This window comes from Thioalkalivibrio sp. ALMg9, assembly GCF_000380625.1.
Classification (GTDB): Bacteria; Pseudomonadota; Gammaproteobacteria; order Ectothiorhodospirales; family Ectothiorhodospiraceae; genus Thioalkalivibrio; species Thioalkalivibrio versutus.
In genome coordinates, this window is the sequence record NZ_AQYC01000009.1 from 353,763 (window position 1) to 370,202 (window position 16,440).

General features: G+C 66.2%; 15 protein-coding genes. All 15 read left to right on the forward strand.

Annotated elements, in window-relative coordinates:
- The first annotated feature begins 3 nt into the window (after window positions 1–3).
- The 15 genes from leuD to F792_RS0110845 all read left to right on the forward strand — a co-directional run bounded on the left by leuD (window position 4) and on the right by F792_RS0110845 (window position 16,141).
- Window positions 4–651 (forward strand): 3-isopropylmalate dehydratase small subunit, encoded by a 648-nt coding sequence (gene leuD, locus F792_RS0110770; RefSeq protein ID WP_018169605.1) that lies wholly within the window; start codon window positions 4–6, stop codon window positions 649–651.
- A gap of 399 nt (window positions 652–1,050) precedes the next feature.
- Window positions 1,051–2,124 carry a 3-isopropylmalate dehydrogenase gene (gene leuB / locus F792_RS0110775; RefSeq protein WP_196799417.1) on the forward strand — a complete coding sequence of 358 codons (1,074 nt, stop codon included), beginning with the start codon at window positions 1,051–1,053 and terminating at the stop codon, window positions 2,122–2,124.
- Window positions 2,125–2,170: 46 nt separating this feature from the next.
- Window positions 2,171–3,196 carry an aspartate-semialdehyde dehydrogenase gene (locus F792_RS0110780; RefSeq protein ID WP_018145859.1) on the forward strand — a complete coding sequence of 342 codons (1,026 nt, stop codon included), beginning with the start codon at window positions 2,171–2,173 and terminating at the stop codon, window positions 3,194–3,196.
- Between the two features lie 109 nt (window positions 3,197–3,305).
- The gene (locus F792_RS0110785) at window positions 3,306–5,783 is read left to right on the forward strand and encodes a FimV/HubP family polar landmark protein (protein WP_018169607.1); all 2,478 of its coding nucleotides are present in this window, start codon (window positions 3,306–3,308) and stop codon (window positions 5,781–5,783) included.
- A 197-nt stretch (window positions 5,784–5,980) separates the two neighbouring features.
- Window positions 5,981–6,643 carry a hypothetical protein gene (locus tag F792_RS0110790; RefSeq protein ID WP_018145857.1) on the forward strand — a complete coding sequence of 221 codons (663 nt, stop codon included), beginning with the start codon at window positions 5,981–5,983 and terminating at the stop codon, window positions 6,641–6,643.
- 11 nt (window positions 6,644–6,654) lie between these two features.
- A complete protein-coding gene (gene truA / locus F792_RS0110795; protein WP_018169608.1) occupies window positions 6,655–7,506 on the forward strand; it encodes a tRNA pseudouridine(38-40) synthase TruA in 852 nt (283 codons plus the stop codon).
- Window positions 7,507–7,577: 71 nt separating this feature from the next.
- Entirely contained in the window at window positions 7,578–8,219 is a 642-nt protein-coding gene (locus F792_RS0110800) for a phosphoribosylanthranilate isomerase (RefSeq protein ID WP_018169609.1), read from the forward strand.
- Complete coding sequence (trpB, locus tag F792_RS0110805) at window positions 8,206–9,414, forward strand: tryptophan synthase subunit beta (RefSeq protein WP_018169610.1); 1,209 nt, start codon at window positions 8,206–8,208, stop codon at window positions 9,412–9,414. Before F792_RS0110800 ends, trpB begins: the two co-directional genes overlap by 14 nt.
- Window positions 9,411–10,244: a tryptophan synthase subunit alpha gene (gene trpA, locus F792_RS0110810; protein ID WP_018169611.1), complete on the forward strand. Its 834-nt coding sequence runs from the start codon at window positions 9,411–9,413 to the stop codon at window positions 10,242–10,244. The genes trpB and trpA overlap by 4 nt, the downstream gene beginning before the upstream one ends.
- A 36-nt stretch (window positions 10,245–10,280) precedes the next feature.
- Window positions 10,281–11,246: an acetyl-CoA carboxylase, carboxyltransferase subunit beta gene (gene accD / locus F792_RS0110815; protein ID WP_018169612.1), complete on the forward strand. Its 966-nt coding sequence runs from the start codon at window positions 10,281–10,283 to the stop codon at window positions 11,244–11,246.
- Between the two features lie 8 nt (window positions 11,247–11,254).
- Window positions 11,255–12,592 (forward strand): bifunctional tetrahydrofolate synthase/dihydrofolate synthase, encoded by a 1,338-nt coding sequence (gene folC / locus F792_RS0110820; RefSeq protein ID WP_018169613.1) that lies wholly within the window; start codon window positions 11,255–11,257, stop codon window positions 12,590–12,592.
- A gap of 110 nt (window positions 12,593–12,702) precedes the next feature.
- Entirely contained in the window at window positions 12,703–13,302 is a 600-nt protein-coding gene (locus F792_RS0110825; RefSeq protein WP_018169614.1) for an SPOR domain-containing protein, read from the forward strand.
- 82 nt (window positions 13,303–13,384) lie between these two features.
- On the forward strand, window positions 13,385–13,936 hold the full coding sequence (locus F792_RS0110835) for a CvpA family protein (RefSeq protein ID WP_018169615.1): 552 nt from the start codon (window positions 13,385–13,387) through the stop codon (window positions 13,934–13,936).
- A gap of 95 nt (window positions 13,937–14,031) precedes the next feature.
- A complete protein-coding gene (gene purF, locus F792_RS0110840) occupies window positions 14,032–15,540 on the forward strand; it encodes an amidophosphoribosyltransferase (RefSeq protein ID WP_018169616.1) in 1,509 nt (502 codons plus the stop codon).
- Between the two features lie 13 nt (window positions 15,541–15,553).
- Window positions 15,554–16,141, forward strand: a complete 588-nt coding sequence (locus tag F792_RS0110845; RefSeq protein ID WP_018169617.1) for a L,D-transpeptidase — start codon at window positions 15,554–15,556, stop codon at window positions 16,139–16,141.
- Window positions 16,142–16,440 lie beyond the last annotated feature (299 nt).

Sequence of the window (16,440 nt, forward strand, 5' to 3'; positions counted from 1 at the left end):
GCGATGCAGGCCTTTACTGTACACAAGGGGATCGTCGCGCCGCTGGACCGCTCCAACGTGGATACCGATGCGATCATCCCCAAGCAGTACCTGAAGTCGGTTAAGCGCACGGGCTTTGGCCCGAATGCCTTCGACGACTGGCGCTACCTGGACCCGGGCGAGCCGGGCATGGACGGCTCGAAGCGCCGGCCGAACCCGGACTTTGTGCTGAATCAGGCGCCGTTTGACGAGGCGACCATCCTGCTGGCGCGCAAGAACTTTGGCTGTGGCTCCTCCCGTGAGCACGCGGTCTGGGCGCTGACCGATTTCGGTTTTCGTGCGGTGATCGCGCCGTCGTTCGCGGACATCTTTTTCTCCAACAGCTGCAAGAACGGGCTCCTGCCCGTGGTGCTGGCCGAGGACGAGGTGCAGCGCCTGTTTGATCAGGTGGAGGCGAATCCGGGTGCGCAGGTCGAGGTGAATCTGGAAGAGCTGACCGTGACCGCGCCGGACGGTAACGTATTCGACTTTACGCTGGACGAGGACCGCCGCCATCGCCTGCTGAACGGGCTGGACGATATCGCCCTGACGCTGCAGTTTGCGGACGATATTCGCGCCTTCGAGGAGCGCCAGCGCCGCGAATGGCCGTGGATGGCGGAACAACAACGGTAGACGGTGCGTCTGGCACGGCCTGGATCCGGGCACCGTCATTGCGAGGAGCGAAGCGACGAAGCAACCTCCGTCCGGAACCACCGGATCCCCATACCGGCGCTCTGGCAGCTTTGGGAGGTTACTCGCTGCGCTCGCCCTTCGGGCCGGCCTGCGGCCGTTCAACGCGCTTCGCGCTTTTGTGCCACGGCCCCTGGCGGGGCCTCGCAATGACGGGGGGCAGGAAGCACCGTCATCGCGAGGAGCGCAGCGACGTGGCGATCTCCCAGGGCAGCCCCGGCGCTGGCTCGGGTAAACGTCGGGGGTTGCGACCGGAGGTTGCCACGTCGCCTGCGGCTCCTCGCAATGACGTTGCCACTAGGAATGTATAGGTAAAGAATAATAGTTACTTGGGAGAGGTTTGTGAGCCGAATTCTGGTATTGCCCGGGGACGGGATTGGGCCCGAGATCGTGGCCGAGGCGCTGAAGGTGCTGGAGCGCGTGGGCGAGATCGGCGGTCTGGATCTGGAGATCGAGCAGGGCCTGATCGGGGGCGCGGCGCATGACGCGGCCGGGCACCCCTATCCGGAGGCCACCCGCGAGGCGGCGCGTCGTGCAGACGCGATCCTGCTGGGGGCGGTGGGTGGCCCGCAGTACGAGTCGCTGGAGCGCGACCTGCGCCCCGAGCGTGGGCTGCTTGGCATCCGCTCGGATCTCGGCCTGTTCGCGAACCTGCGCCCGGCGATCCTGTATCCGCAGCTGGCCTCGGCCTCCACGCTGAAGCCCGAGGTGGTCAGCGGGCTGGACATCCTGATCGTGCGCGAGCTGACCGGGGGGATCTACTTCGGCCAGCCACGCGGGATCGAGGAACGCAATGGCGAGCGGGTCGGCTTCAATACGCTGGTCTATAGCGAATCGGAGATTGAGCGGATCGCCCGGGTCGGCTTCGAGGCGGCGATGAAGCGGGGCAAGCGCCTGTGCTCGGTGGACAAGGCCAACGTGCTGGAGGTCTCCGAGCTGTGGCGCGAGGTGGTCGAGCGTGTCGGGAAGGAGTTCCCCGAGGTCGAGCTGTCTCACATGTATGTGGACAACGCCGCGATGCAGCTGGTGCGTGACCCGAAGCAGTTCGACGTGATGGTGACCGGCAATATGTTCGGCGACATCCTGTCCGATGCAGCGGCGATGCTGACCGGCTCCATCGGCATGCTGCCGTCCGCCTCGCTGAACAGCGAGGGCGTGGGTCTGTACGAGCCGATCCACGGTTCGGCACCGGATATTGCGGGGCAGGGCAAGGCCAACCCGATGGCGACGGTGCTGTCGGTCGCGATGCTGCTCCGTCATAGTCTGGACCGCAACGACCTGGCCGAACGCATCGAGGCGGCTGTGGGTCGGGTACTGGATCAGGCCTTGCGTACCCCAGACATCTTCGGCGAAGGCATGAAGCTGGTCGGTACGCAGGGCATGGGCGACGCCTTGGTCGCGGCCCTGGATGAGTAAATATCTATCAAAGCGTTAACGATTAAAGTTCAACCGGGAATTAACGATGAGTGACCGCAAATTTGACGTGGCCGTGGTCGGGGCAACGGGCGCCGTTGGCGAGGCCCTGCTGTCCATCCTGGCCGAGCGCGACCTGCCGATCGGGCGCGTGCATGCCCTGGCCAGCTCGCGGTCGGTGGGCAAGACGGTGGACTACGGCCGGCGCGAGTTGGAGGTCGAGGACCTGGCGACTTTTGATTTTTCCACGGTGCAGATCGGGCTGTTCTCGCCGGGCGCCTCGGTGTCCGCGGAATATGCGCCCAAGGCGGCGGCGGCCGGCTGCGTCGTGATCGACAATACCTCCCAGTTCCGCTACGACCCGGAGATCCCGCTCGTAATTCCGGAGGTGAACCCGGACGCGGTGGGCGATTACACGAAACACGGGATTATCGCGAACCCGAATTGCTCCACCATTCAGATGCTGGTGGCGCTGAAGCCGCTGCACGATGCGGTCGGCATCGAACGGATTAACGTGGCAACCTACCAGGCCGTGTCCGGTACTGGAAAAGAGGCGATCGAGGAGCTGGCGCACCAGACGGCGGCGTTGCTGAATGGCCGTCCGGTGGAGTGCAACGTGTATCCCAAGCAGATCGCGTTCAATGCCCTGCCGCACATCGACGTTTTCCAGGACAATGGCTACACCAAGGAAGAGATGAAGATGGTCTGGGAGACCCGGAAGATCATGGGCGACGAGTCCATCCTGGTGAACCCGACTGCGGTGCGCATTCCGGTGTTCTACGGGCATTCCGAGGCCCTGCATATCGAGACGCGCGAGAAGATCAGTGCGGAGAAGGCCCGCGAAATCCTCTCCGGCGCACCGGGGATCACGGTGCTGGACAAGCACGAGGACGGGGGCTATCCGACTGCGGTGACCGAGGGTTCCGGCAAGGATGCGGTGTTCGTCGGCCGCATCCGCGAGGACATTTCCCACCCCCGCGGACTGAACCTTTGGGTGGTCTCGGACAACGTGCGGAAGGGGGCCGCGCTGAACACGATTCAGATCGCGGAGGTTTTGATCCGCGATTACCTGTGATTTAATCCGGGAAAACGCCGGGGACACTACCCGGTACATCCGTGGCCAGGGGGTCATCGGCCGTGTCGGCCGAGGCAGTACGGCCACGTGGCATTTTCAGGGGGAATTCGTGCGCAAGTTTTTGGTTGGGTTTTTGTTCTTGCTGCTGGTGGCCCCGGCGTCCTCGAGTTCCGTGGGCTTCGGCGAAATCAATCTTCAATCCTTCCTGAATCAGCCCTTGCGGGCGGAGATTCCCTTGCGGGGAGCGGCAGCTGCGGGCGATTCCCTGCGAATTCGCCAGGCTTCCGAGGATGCATACCGCCGCGCCGGTCTGAACCGTGGCGGTGTTCCGGGGGACCTGAACATCCAAGTCGAGGGTGACCGCATCATCCTGACCACACGCCGGCCGGTGCGCGAGCCCTATGTGGGCATGCTGCTGGAGGCGCGCTGGGATGGCGGGCGCGCCATGCGCGAGGTCTCGTTGTTGCTGGATCCGCCCGGCACGATGCCTTCCGGAACTTCTGCGCCGGCCGTGAGCGGGGACCCCGGCGCAGCGCCGCGTGCGACCCGCGAAGGCGAAACCATCCGGGTGCGTAGTGGCGACACCCTCTACGCGGTCGTGCGCCGCAGCGGTGTCTCGGGATACAGCGACGAGCAGGCCATGCTCGCGTTCCTCGACGCCAATCCGCAGGCCTTCATGGGTAACAACATCAATTCGCTGCGCGCGGACGCGGAATTGCGTACGCCGTCCCGCGAACAGTTGGACGCGCGCAGTACCGCCGAGGCGCGGGCCGAGGTTGCCGATCAGACGCGCTCCTGGCAGGAATCCACTCGCGCGGCTCGCGAAGAACCGGAGCCGGCTCCGGCCGCGGCTGAGGAGGGTGTCGAGGGCGAGGCGCTCGCCGAGGACGAAGAATCGGCTGTTACGGAAGACGCTGCCGCGGCGGTTGCGGACGACGAATCCGCAGTGGCCGAATCGGACTCGGCCGTGACCGAGGACGAAACGGCGGTGGGCGACGAGGCCGCGACCGAGGCGGTGGCGCCCGAGGATCGCCTGGAGATCGTCGCCGATCTGCTGCCGGAAGATGCCGAAGCCGGGGCAACCGAGGGGGGGTCCGAGGAGCTGCTGCAGGAAGCCCTGCTGTCCCAGCGCGCCGAAATGGACGGAATGCGCGCCGAGCTCTCCGAATTGCGCGAGGAGCTTGGCGAGCGTGGGCGTCTGGCCGAGATCTCCAGCGAGAACATGGCCGGGCTCGAGGAACAGCTGAGCCAGCTGCGCGCCGAGCGCGAACAGCTGCGCACCCGTCTGGATCGTGCGGATGCTGAACGCAATGCCCCGCTGAACGAACGCATCATGAATGACCCGTTGCTGCTGATGATGGCGATTGCGCTGGTCATTCTTCTGCTGCTGGTGTTGCTGGCTTTTGCCCGCGGCGGCCGCCGCGAGGTGATGGTCGACGATCACGGTTCCGGCCTGAAGCCGCGTGCGGACAACAGCAAGGTGCAGGCGACCGGCTTCGATGCCCGCAGTTACGAGACCGGGGAGATGGGTTCGCCAGATCGCTCGACGACCCGTGCCGCCGCTGCCACCGTGGTTGGCACGGCCGCGGCGGCGGGTGGCGCGGAACGCGATGATGGGCAACAGGAAGACGCTTCCCATCTGTCGGCCGATTCGGGGGAAGAGGTTGGCGAGGTCGTGGTCGCCAGCACCAGTCAGAAGGGAGGCGAGGCGACAGATGACGTACTGGCAGAGGTGGATGTCTGCCTGGCGTACGGCATGAACGATCAGGCGGTCGAGACGCTCAATGCGGCGATCGAGCGCGATCCGGATAACAAGCAGTACCGCCTGAAATTGGTCGAGGCACATCTCGCGCTTGAGGATGAGGAGAGCGCAAGGCAGGCGGCCGGTGCGCTGCGCGGTCGGCTGGATGCGGGTGATACGGCTACGCGTGATCGCCTGTCCGATCTGGAATCCCGGATTGGGGAGGGGGCCGGTCTTGGCGCCACTGCAGCTGGTGGCGCGATGGCCGGCGATCTCGGTGATGTGCCTTCTGCGGAAGGAAGCCGCGCGACGGAATCCGACAGCAATGAGATCGATTTCTCGGGTCTGGAGCTTCCCGAGACCGACGAGGCGGCGGAAAGCCTGGGGAGCGAGCCGGTTGCGGATGATCAGGGCCTGTCGTTCGACCTCGACGAGAATCTGGAAGCGGATCTGGCGAACGCCGCGGAAGGTAATGTTTCCAGCGCGGATGCTGATGGGGACTTGAACAATCTTGCGTTCGACATCGACGAGAACGAGCTTCCGGAGACAGATTCCACCGCGAGTGGCGGGGAACAGGCGGAGCCGGAAGCTGGCCTGGATCTGGACGAGAACCTGCTTGGCCCGGGTGGTTCCGATGCGCCTATTGCCGGTCTGGATGAAACCGACGATGGTTCCGCAGGAGCGGACGCGGACGAGAACGTCACGCGTCTGAGTCTGGCCCAGGCTTATGCCGACATGGGAGATCAGGAAGGTGCCCAGGAATTGATCGACGAGGTCCTGACCTCGGGCACCGATGATCAGAAACGCGAGGCCGAGGGGATCCGCGAGCAGATTCAGGGCTCGTGACCGTCGGGAAGTCGGAGTTCCGGACCGGATGTTCCCGGTTCGGTCTCGGCTGACCCCCGGAATGTGCAGACCGGCCCCGCCCGGGGGCAAAACCCCGGGCGGGGCCTTTTTTGTGGTTCATTAATCGCTGCGAGGGCGGTTCACGCTTGGTTCAGACCTCCGAATTGCCGCCAGAATCGGTACCGCACCCGCCGGGCGTGGTGTGGGCGGTGTGGGCGTTTCTGGGGGTGCTGGCTGCTTCTGCTGCGCTGGTATCGGCCGAGCCACGGGTACTCGTGGTGATGGCCGTGCTCGTGGGCGGGCTGGCGTGGCCCGGCGGGTTTGCCTGGGGCCGTGCCGGTCGCTTGATCCTGCGCATGAAGTGGTTCTACCTCTCCCTGCTGATCTTCTATGGCCTATGGCCGATGGAGGGTGGCGATCTTGCCGCTGGGCTCCAGGAGGCCGGGACTCGTATCCTCGCCCTGGTCCTGGTGCTGCTGCTGGTGGTCTGGCTTACCGAGCGGTTTTCAAGGCCTGTGCTCGTACGCAGTCTCGGTTTGGTGCTGGGCGGACCTTGGCAGGTGTTCGGTGCCTGGGGCGAGCGTTTCGCCCGGCGACTGTTTCTCGCCCTGATGTATTTCGAGGGGGATCGAGCGGCGATCAAGGCGCGCCGGGAGGCGCTTGGGGGGGCGAGAAAGGCTCGGCTGGAAGCGGTGCGCGAGTGGCTGGTGCAGCGTCTGGATCAGGCCCTTTCCGGACCGAGCGGGGCGGAGGACGGCCCGGCCGACCTTGGGACGGAGAATCGGGCAGTGCCCCGCTGGGCAGTCATCGGCTTGTGGTTCGGGGTGCTGGCGGCCTGGCTCACTTGGTGGTTTTTTTGAGGAGCGGACATTTGAGTGAGGCGCACGCACAACCGGGCTTCAACGATGCGGGTGAGCAGGTACAACGCTGGGCGCTGGGGGTCGAATATGACGGGCGTGGGTTGTTGGGCTGGCAGCGCCAGAAGGACGGTCCCAGCGTGCAGCAGCAGTTGGAGGCGGCACTGGGGTTTGTGGCGAATCATCCGGTCGCGTTGAGTTGTGCGGGGCGCACCGATGCGGGAGTCCATGCCACGGCGCAGGTGGTGCATTTCGATACTCCGGCGCAGCGCGAGCCGCGTGCATGGATCCTGGGCGCCAACAGTCGCCTGCCTGACGCGATTGCCGTGACCTGGGCGCAACCGGTTCCGGAGGCGTTTCATGCCCGGTTCGGCGCATTTGGCAGACGGTATCGCTACGTCATTGCGAATCGAGCGGTGCGTCCGGCACTGGAGGCCGGACGAGTGTCCTGGTGGCGGCGTCCGCTGGATGCGGAGCGCATGCATCGCGCGGGTCAGACCTTTATTGGCGAACATGACTTCAGCAGCCTGCGGGCGGCGGCTTGCCAGGCGAAATCGCCGGTGCGGCGCGTGCATTCGTTGTCGGTGATCCGGCGCGGGGCCCTTGTGATCCTGGACATCCACGCGAATGCCTTTTTGCATCACATGGTGCGCAACATCGCCGGCGTGCTGTTGGCGGTAGGGGATGGGCGCGCCGATCCCGGCTGGCCGGCGGAGGTTCTGGCGGCGCGTGATCGGCGCGCGTCGGGGATCACCGCGCCGGCCGGCGGGCTCTATTTCGTGCATGTGGATTATCCGGTGGAGTTCGAGCTGCCGATCACCGCGGGGCCGGTCCTCGATGGCGTCCCGGGGAATGCGCCGGGGTGATTGCGGGAAAGCCGGATCGCGTGCCGGGTTCTGGTAGGCTTTGCGACCGGACAGAGGAGGCCGGCGGGCGCATGCGTTATCGGGTGAAGATCTGCGGAGTGACGAGCCCGGAACAGGCACGTGCCGCGGCGGCGGCTGGGGCCGATGCTATCGGGCTGGTGTTTCATGCAGCGAGTCGGCGGGCGGTAGAGCCGGCGCAGGCCGCGGCCATCGCGGCCGCGCTGCCCCCATTCGTGACCACGGTGGGATTGTTTGTGGACCCGGATCCGTCACGCGTCGAAACGGTATTGCAGACGGTAGGGCTGGATTGCCTGCAGTTTCACGGGCACGAGACGGCGCCGTTTTGCGCGCGCTTCGGGCGGCCTTATCTGAAGGCCATCGCCATGGGCAAGGGGCAGGATCCACGCCCGGTGATGGAGCAGCACCCGGATGCCCAGGGGTTTCTCCTGGACAGTCATGGCGGGGGGCGCAGCGGCGGATCGGGGCATCGCTTCGATTGGCAGCGGGTCCCCGACGCACTGGAACGGCCCTGGCTGCTGGCCGGGGGACTGGATTCGGACTCGGTGCGCGCTGCGCTGGAACACCTGCGTCCGTACGGGGTCGATGTGAGTTCTGGGGTGGAATCCGCGCCCGGAATCAAGGATGCACGACGCATGCGGGCCTTCGTGCAGGCGGTGCGTCAATGCGAGGTAGAGACTGATGAACAAGATTGACTGGGCGGCTTTCCCGGATGCCCGTGGGCATTTCGGGCCGTATGGCGGGCGCTTCGTGTCCGAGACCCTGATGGGGGCGCTGGACGAGCTGCAGGCGGTATACGAGCAGTACATGCAGGATCCCGACTTCCTGGCGGAGCTGGATCATGACCTGAAGCAGTTCGTTGGGCGGCCGAACCCGCTCTACCACGCCGAGCGCATGTCGCGGGAACTGGGTGGGGCGCAGGTCTACCTCAAGCGCGAGGATCTGAATCACACCGGCGCGCACAAGGTAAACAACACGATCGGCCAGGCCCTGCTGGCCAAGCGCCTGGGCAAGAAGCGAATCATCGCCGAGACCGGTGCCGGACAGCACGGCGTCGCGACGGCCACCGTGGCCGCGCGGCTGGGGCTGGAATGCGTGGTCTACATGGGCGAAGAGGACACCCGGCGCCAGACACAGAACGTCTATCGCATGCGCCTTCTGGGCGCCGAGGTGGTGGCGGTGAAATCCGGGACCCGCACCCTGAAGGACGCGTTGAACGAGGCGATGCGCGACTGGGTGACCAACGTCGACGACACCTTCTACATCATTGGCACCGTGGCAGGGCCGCACCCGTATCCGGCGATGGTCCGTGACTTCCAGGCGGTGATCGGCCGCGAGGCACGCGAGCAGCACCTGGCGATGACCGGCCGCCTGCCGGATACCCTGGTTGCCTGTGTCGGCGGCGGGTCCAATGCGATCGGCCTGTTCCATCCGTTCCTTGGCGACGAGTCGGTGGCGATGATCGGGGTCGAGGCCGGGGGCGACGGGGTCGAGACCGGGCGCCACTCCGCGCCGCTGTGCGCCGGACAGCCGGGCGTTCTGCACGGCAACCGGACGTACCTGATGGAAGACGAGAATGGCCAGATCATCGGCACGCACTCGGTCTCGGCGGGCCTGGACTACCCGGGCGTCGGGCCGGAGCATGCGTGGCTGAAGGACATCGGCCGGGTGAACTACGTGTCGGTAACGGATGACCAGGCGCTGGCCGGCTTCCACCGCATGACCCGCACCGAGGGCATCATCCCGGCGCTGGAGACCAGTCATGCGATTGCCCATGTGCTGGACCTGGCCCCGCAGATGCGTCCCGATCAAAGCATCATCATCAATCTGTCCGGGCGGGGCGACAAGGACCTGAACACCGTGGCCGAACGCGAGGGGATTATGCTATGAGCCGCATCGAGCAGCGTTTTGCCGAACTGCGCGAACAGAATCGCGCGGCGTTGATCCCGTACGTGACGGCGGGCGACCCGGAGCCGGGGGCCACCGTACCCCTGATGCATGCATTGGTGGAGGCCGGGGCCGACCTGATCGAGCTGGGCGTCCCGTTTTCCGACCCGATGGCCGATGGCCCGGTGATCCAGAAGGCCTGCGAGCGGGCCCTGCGTTTTGGCACCGGGTTGCGCGACGTGCTGGCGATGGTGGCGGAGTTCCGCAAGACCGACACCACCACGCCGGTGGTCCTGATGGGCTACCTGAATCCGGTGGAGCGCATGGGGTACGAGACCTTTGCCCAGACCGCGAAGGCGGCCGGGCTGGATGGGTTGCTGACGGTGGACCTGCCGCCGGAGGAGAGCGAGGACGTGGTGGGGCTGCTGGAGCAGGCCGGCATCGATCCCATCTTCCTGATCGCGCCCACGACCTCGGATGCGCGTATCGATCATGTGGCCCGGGCGGCGCGCGGCTTCGTTTACTACGTATCGCTGAAGGGCGTGACCGGTTCGCAGACCCTGGATACCTCGGCACTGGCCGCGCGCCTGGAAGGTCTGCGTCGCCACACCGGGCTGCCGTTGGGCGTGGGCTTCGGCATTCGCGATGCCGAGACCGCGGGGAGGGTCGCGCAGGTGGCCGATGCCGTGGTGGTGGGCAGCGCGATCGTGCGCCTGGCCGAAGAGCACGACGGCGATGCCGACGGCTTCGCCCGTGCGGCGGCGGCGGTGGTCAGTGAGATGCGTCGTGCCATGGATGCGGCGCGCTCCCCGGGCGCGGCAGCCACGGTGTAGAATGCGCGGCGCCGATTCGAATTACGGGGAGACGGCATGAGCTGGTTCGAGAAGTTGATGCCTTCGCGCATCCGCACCGACAATGCGACCAAGCGGGGGGTCCCGGAGGGCCTGTGGGTCCGTTGCGAGGGCTGTGACGCGACGCTTTATCGCCCCGAGGTGGAACGCAACCTCGATGTCTGCCCGAAATGCAGTCATCACCGCCGCATGAGCGCACGCCGGCGCCTGGAGACCTTCCTGGACGCCGAGGGCCGCGAGGAGATCGCGGCGGATATCGAATCCTCCGATGTCCTGAAATTCCGCGATTCCAAGAAGTACAAGGATCGCCTGGTGGCGGCCCAGCGGGCCACCGGCGAGCGCGATGCCCTGATCGTGATGCAGGGCCAGCTTCTGGGGCGCCCCTTGGTGGCGTCTGCCTTCGACTTCCGCTTCATGGGCGGTTCCATGGGCTCCGCGGTGGGCGAGCGCTTCGTGCGCGGCGCCAACCGGTCGCTGGAACAGGGCATCCCGCTGGTGTGCTTCAGTGCCTCCGGTGGTGCGCGCATGCAGGAGGCGTTGTTTTCGCTGTTGCAGATGGCCAAGACCAGCGCGGTGCTGGCGCGCATGCAGGAAGAACGCATCCCGTTCATCTCGGTGATGACCGATCCGACCATGGGGGGCGTGTCCGCGAGCCTGGCCATGCTGGGTGATCTCAACGTGGCCGAGCCGAATGCCCTGATTGGCTTTGCCGGGCCGCGCGTGATCCAGCAGACGGTGCGCGAGACCCTGCCCGAGGGCTTCCAGCGTTCGGAGTTTCTGCTCGAGCATGGCGCGATCGACATGATCGTCGATCGCCGTGACATGCGCAGCCGTCTGGCTGCGGTGCTGGGCATGCTGACCCACGCCCCGGCGCCGGGCGCCGACCCAGCCGCAGATGAGGCGGAGGGCGAGGGGTCCGTCGAGGTTATCAGTCCCGAAAACGGGGCGGACGGCGAGCGCGTCGACGCGCCGCGCCCCGCCTGAGGCAGTCGGTGCGTTTCACGACCCTGGCGCAGTGGCTCGCCTTCCAGGAGCAACTGCATCCCGTGGGAATGGATCTGACCCTGGAGCGCATTGCCCTGGTGGCCGACCGCCTGGGGCTGCGTGGGACCGGCAGACCGCCCACCGTGATCGTGGCCGGGACCAACGGCAAGGGGACGGTGGCGACGCGCACCGCGGCCCTGCTGCAGGCGCAGGGGCTGAAGGTCGGGCTGTTCACCTCGCCGCACCTGCTGCGCTACAACGAACGCATCCGTATCGACGGCGAGCCCGTCTCCGATGCCGCCCTGTGCCGTGCCTTCGAGGCGATCGACCAGGCTCGCGGCGAGGATTCCCTGACCTATTTCGAATTCGGTGCACTGGCCGCGGTCTGGCTGTTCCGCGAGCAGGGAGTCGCGGTACAGGTGCTGGAGGTGGGGCTGGGCGGGCGCCTGGACGCCGTCAACATCTGGGATGCCGACGTTGCTGCGATCACCGCGGTGGACCTCGATCATCAGACCTGGCTGGGCGACAGTCGCGAGGCGATCGGCCGCGAGAAGGCCGGTATCATGCGCCCCAATCGCCCGGTTGTGCTGGGCGAGCCCGAACCGCCGGGCAGCGTGCTGGAGCATGCCGCACAACTGGGGGCGCAGGTCCTGCGCAGTGGGCGTGATTTCGCCCTGACGCGCGACGCGACGACGCTACGATGGCAGTGGCAGGGGACGGCGCGCGAATGGCGGGTCGAGGGCGCAGCCGCCCGGATTGATGGTGCGGCGCTTCTGAACACGGCTACGGCCCTCGCTGTGGTCGAATCACTGGGACTGGCCCGGGGGCTCGACGATGGTGTCGTCAGTCGGGCCCTGGCGATCTCGGCGCCGGGGCGTCTGCAGCGGCTACACGGCGAGCCGGAATGGCTGCTGGATGTTGCCCACAACGTGCATGCGGTCAACGAACTGGCGCGCTGGCTGGAGGCGCATCCCGTCCCGGGCGCAGTGGTGGCCCTGGTCGCCGTCATGGCGGACAAGGAGCGGGCCGCCATGTGGAGTCGTCTGGATGGCCTCGTCGATGCCTGGGTGCCAGTCCCACTGGACCTGCCGCGGGCATTGCCCGCCGCGGCGCTGGCCACCGAGTTGGAGGCGAGCGGACAACGCCGGGTGTCCCGCGTGGATGACGTCGCGGCGGCCATCGCAGAAGCAACGCGTTGCGCCGGACCTTGCGGCCGGGTGGTGGTGTTCGGTTCGTTCTACACCGTGGCGGCGGTACTGGAGCAGTCGCAGGAGCTGGCCGAGCTGGCACTGTCCGGGCAGGCCGAGGCGCTTGGTGGCGCGGGCGAGGTTGTGCATGCCCTTTGAGCGTCAGGAGCGTCATGCCCGACGGCTTGCGATGCCGGCGCGAGCGCGCGTACTGTCACAGGCGTGTAGTGTTTCCTTAACTAGCCCTGGCGCCGCCCCCGGATGACCGCATGACCAGCAGCGACAATCCCATCCGCTTTCGCCTGGTTGGCGCGGTCATCCTGATCGTGCTGGCGGTCATCTTTCTGCCTTGGTTGTTCGACGGGGCAGGTTACGAGTACATGAGCGGGATCGATGACCCGGTGCCCGCGGCGCCCACCTTTGCCGAGCCCGATATCGCCCTGCCATCGGAGCGCCCGGCTGCACGTCGGGACACGGCACCCGCCGCGCCGGCGGCGGAACGCGACGGGCCGGTTGCCGAGTTGCACAGTCTGGAGAATGGCGAGGGCGCGCGGGCGGCCGCTGGGGAGCAGGGAGGTTCCGCGGCCCGCCAGGATGCGCCGGTGCGCTCGGTCGAGCCAGACGAGCCGGTGCAGGCCGGGTGGGCGGTGCAGGTCGGGAGTTTCCGCGGCGAGGACAACGCGCGCGAGCAGGCGGCCCGCCTGCGCGACACGGGCTGGCCCGCCTTCATCGATGACTCCATGGCCGATGGCCGCCCGATTTACCGGGTGAAGGTCGGTCCGCTGGCGCAGCGCGAGGAGGCCGTGAAACTGGGCGAACGCCTGCAGGACGAGCTGGAGCTGTCCGGTATCGTGGTGGCACACCCCTGATGGCCATGACGACCGGGGCACCCTGCGAGGAACCGATGGCTGGGGTAAACTACGCGCCCTTTCAGCACGCGATGCCGGCCCCGTGAACTGGATCGACCTCATCATCATCGCCCTGATCGTTGTGTCAGGGCTGATCAGCCTTTTCCGTGGCTTCGTGCGCGAGTCCTTTTCGCTCGCCACGTGGATCGTGGGCGTGTGGCTGGGTATCCGCTATGCGGCCGAGGTGGCGGAACAAATCCCCCAGGCGGTTTCGGATGCCACCCTGCGCCTGGGCATTGGCTTCGCCCTGATCTTTATTGGCGTCCTGATTGTGGGCGGCATTCTCGGAGTAGTGGCCAACCGCCTGGTGAAGGGGACCGGGCTGACCGGTACCGACCGCTCGCTGGGCGTGATCTTCGGGCTGCTGCGCGGTGTGCTGCTGGTGGCGGTGCTGATCTTCCTTGCCTCGCTGACCTTGATGCCGGACGAGTCCTGGTGGGAAAACAGCCGCCTGATCCCGGAGTTCGAGCGCCTGGTGGATTGGCTGATTGCCCAATTGCCGGAAGGCTGGCAGGAACAGATCCATGATCTGCTGGCGAGTGACGAGCCGGTCGAAGAAGTAATCCCCGACGCCGACGAGCCGGCGACGCCCTAGAAGCGAGCTGCAAACGGCATTTGCAGCGCAACGTGTGCTGACAGGCCGTGAACGGCTTTGGTCAGCGTTTGCAAAACCCTGGAGCCTGAAACCGTATGTGTGGAGTTGTCGGAATCGTCGGGCGCAGCCCGGTGAACCAGCCCCTTTATGACGCCCTGCTGGTCTTGCAGCACCGGGGCCAGGATGCCGCAGGCATTGTGACCTGTGACGATGACGGGCGGCTGCATCTGCGCAAGGACAACGGTCTGGTGCGCGATGTGTTCAACAACCAGCACATGCAGAGCCTGACGGGCCATATGGGTATCGGCCACGTGCGCTACCCGACGGCCGGTTCGTCGAGCTCGGCCGAGGCGCAGCCGTTCTACGTGAACTCGCCATTCGGGATTACGCTGGGGCACAACGGCAACCTGACCAACGCGCGCGAGCTCAAGCAGGCGCTGTACGCCACGGATCGGCGGCACATCAATACCGACTCGGACTCCGAGATCCTCCTGAACGTCTTTGCCCAGGAGCTGCTGCGCTTCCTCGACAACGGGCTGACGCCGGATTCCGTGTTCGATGCGGTCGAGCGCGTGCACCAGCGGGCCGAAGGCGCCTACGCGGTGGTCGCGATGATCGCCGGGGGCGGTTTGCTGGCGTTCCGCGATCCGCACGGCATTCGCCCCATTGTTTATGGCTCGCGCGAGGCCGAAGAGGGCGGGCGCGAATGGATGGTCGCCTCCGAAAGTGCCGCGCTGGAGTCCCAGGGCTTTGATCTGGAGCGGGACCTGGCACCGGGCGAGGCGGTGTTCATCACGCCGGACGGCGAGGTCAGCACGCGCGTGTGTGCCGAGGGGACCCGCCTGAACCCGTGCATCTTCGAGCACGTCTACTTCGCGCGCCCGGACTCGGTGATCGACAACGTGTTCGTCCACCGCGCGCGCATGCGCATGGGGACCGCATTGGGTGAAAAGATCCGGCGTATCTGGCCGGATCACGACATCGACGTGATCGTGCCGATCCCCGACACCGGGCGTACCGTGGCGCTGGAGATGGCGCACGAGCTGAACATCAAGTACCGCGAGGGGTTCATCAAGAACCGCTATATCGGGCGTACGTTCATTATGCCGGGCCAGACCAAGCGGCGAAAATCCGTGCGCCAGAAGCTCAACGCGATCTCGCTGGAGTTCCGCGGCAAGAACGTGATGCTGGTGGACGACTCCATCGTGCGCGGCACGACCTCGCGCGAGATCGTGATGATGGCGCGCGAGGCCGGGGCGAAGAAGGTCTATTTCGCCTCGGCCGCGCCGCCGGTGCGCTATCCCAACGTGTACGGGATCGACATGCCGGCCGCCGACGAGCTGATTGCCCACGGTCGGGACGAGGCCCAGGTGTGCGAGGCGATTGCCGCCGACCGCCTGATCTACCAGGACCTTGAAGACCTGCAAAAGGCCGTGCGCCGCGGCAACCGGAACATCCAGGAGTTCGACTGCTCGGTCTTCACCGGGGAGTATGTGACTGGACTGCCTCCGGACTACCTGGAACACCTCGCAGCGCTGCGCGGTGACGGGCTGGTGAACACGCCGGTCGCCGGCGAGGTGCTGGATCTGGCCAACAAGAAGTAGACGCGAGGTGCTCTTGCCCAGTCTCCAATGGATCGAACCCGTCGTCCGGGATGCCCGCGAACGAGCCCCCAATGCGGATGATGTCCCGGTGGTGGTGGTCCGGGTGGATCAGCAGCGGCTGTACGTCTGGGAGGCCGGGCGGGTGACGGAGATCTTCGATGTATCGACCTCGGCGCGCGGGGTGGGTTTCGAGGAGGGCACCTTCAAGACACCGCTGGGCCTGCATCGGATTGCCGAGCGCTTCGGTGACAGCGCGCCGCGGGGCACGATCTTCCGTGCCCGTGGCAACACCGGCCAGATCGCGGAAATCCTGACCGAGCCGGGCGCGCAAAGCCCGCGCGACAACATCACCTCGCGGATCCTCTGGCTGGAAGGGCTGGAGCCGGGCATCAATCGGGGCGGCAATGTGGATTCGCTGCGCCGGTACATCTACATCCACGGGACCGACGAGGAGGGACGCATTGGCGAACCGGCCTCGGAGGGCTGTGTGCGCATGCGCAACGATGAAGTGATCGAGCTGTTCCCGCGCCTGCCGGTCGGGACGCTGGTGGTGATCCTCGAGGGTCCGGCCGTGCCGGAGCTCAGTCGGCCGTCCGGCTGACAAGCCAAGTGCCCGGACGGGCACGTCCGTCATCTCCGGTACCCATCGGAAAAGCGCGTCTCCGCTCGGGCATATCGTCTCTTCGTCCTTCCTCCCCCCCCTGCCTTCTGCCAAGGCTGGCCCGTTGCCGATTCGCTCTTGTGCCGGGGAACTCCGTTGCATGGAACGGTTCTGAATACCTACGTTAGCATTCCGTGATCTTTGTTCATTCGCCTGCTAGAATGAGGGAATTATTCCCGACTACCATTGTCAGGTAAGTAAGGAATTATTCCTGACAGGCGCTGTCAAGAATTAAGAAT

Bases quoted from the DNA above. Each gene is read 5' to 3' on its own strand.
- purF (WP_018169616.1), top strand. From the start codon at position 14,032: ATGTGTGGAGTTGTCGGAATCGTCGGGCGCAGCCCGGTGAACCAGCCC.
- leuD (WP_018169605.1), top strand. From the start codon at position 4: ATGCAGGCCTTTACTGTACACAAGGGGATCGTCGCGCCGCTGGACCGC.
- F792_RS0110780 (WP_018145859.1), top strand. From the start codon at position 2,171: ATGAGTGACCGCAAATTTGACGTGGCCGTGGTCGGGGCAACGGGCGCC.
- F792_RS0110800 (WP_018169609.1), top strand. From the start codon at position 7,578: ATGCGTTATCGGGTGAAGATCTGCGGAGTGACGAGCCCGGAACAGGCA.
- accD (WP_018169612.1), top strand. From the start codon at position 10,281: ATGAGCTGGTTCGAGAAGTTGATGCCTTCGCGCATCCGCACCGACAAT.
- F792_RS0110825 (WP_018169614.1), top strand. From the start codon at position 12,703: ATGACCAGCAGCGACAATCCCATCCGCTTTCGCCTGGTTGGCGCGGTC.
- trpA (WP_018169611.1), top strand. From the start codon at position 9,411: ATGAGCCGCATCGAGCAGCGTTTTGCCGAACTGCGCGAACAGAATCGC.
- trpB (WP_018169610.1), top strand. From the start codon at position 8,206: ATGAACAAGATTGACTGGGCGGCTTTCCCGGATGCCCGTGGGCATTTC.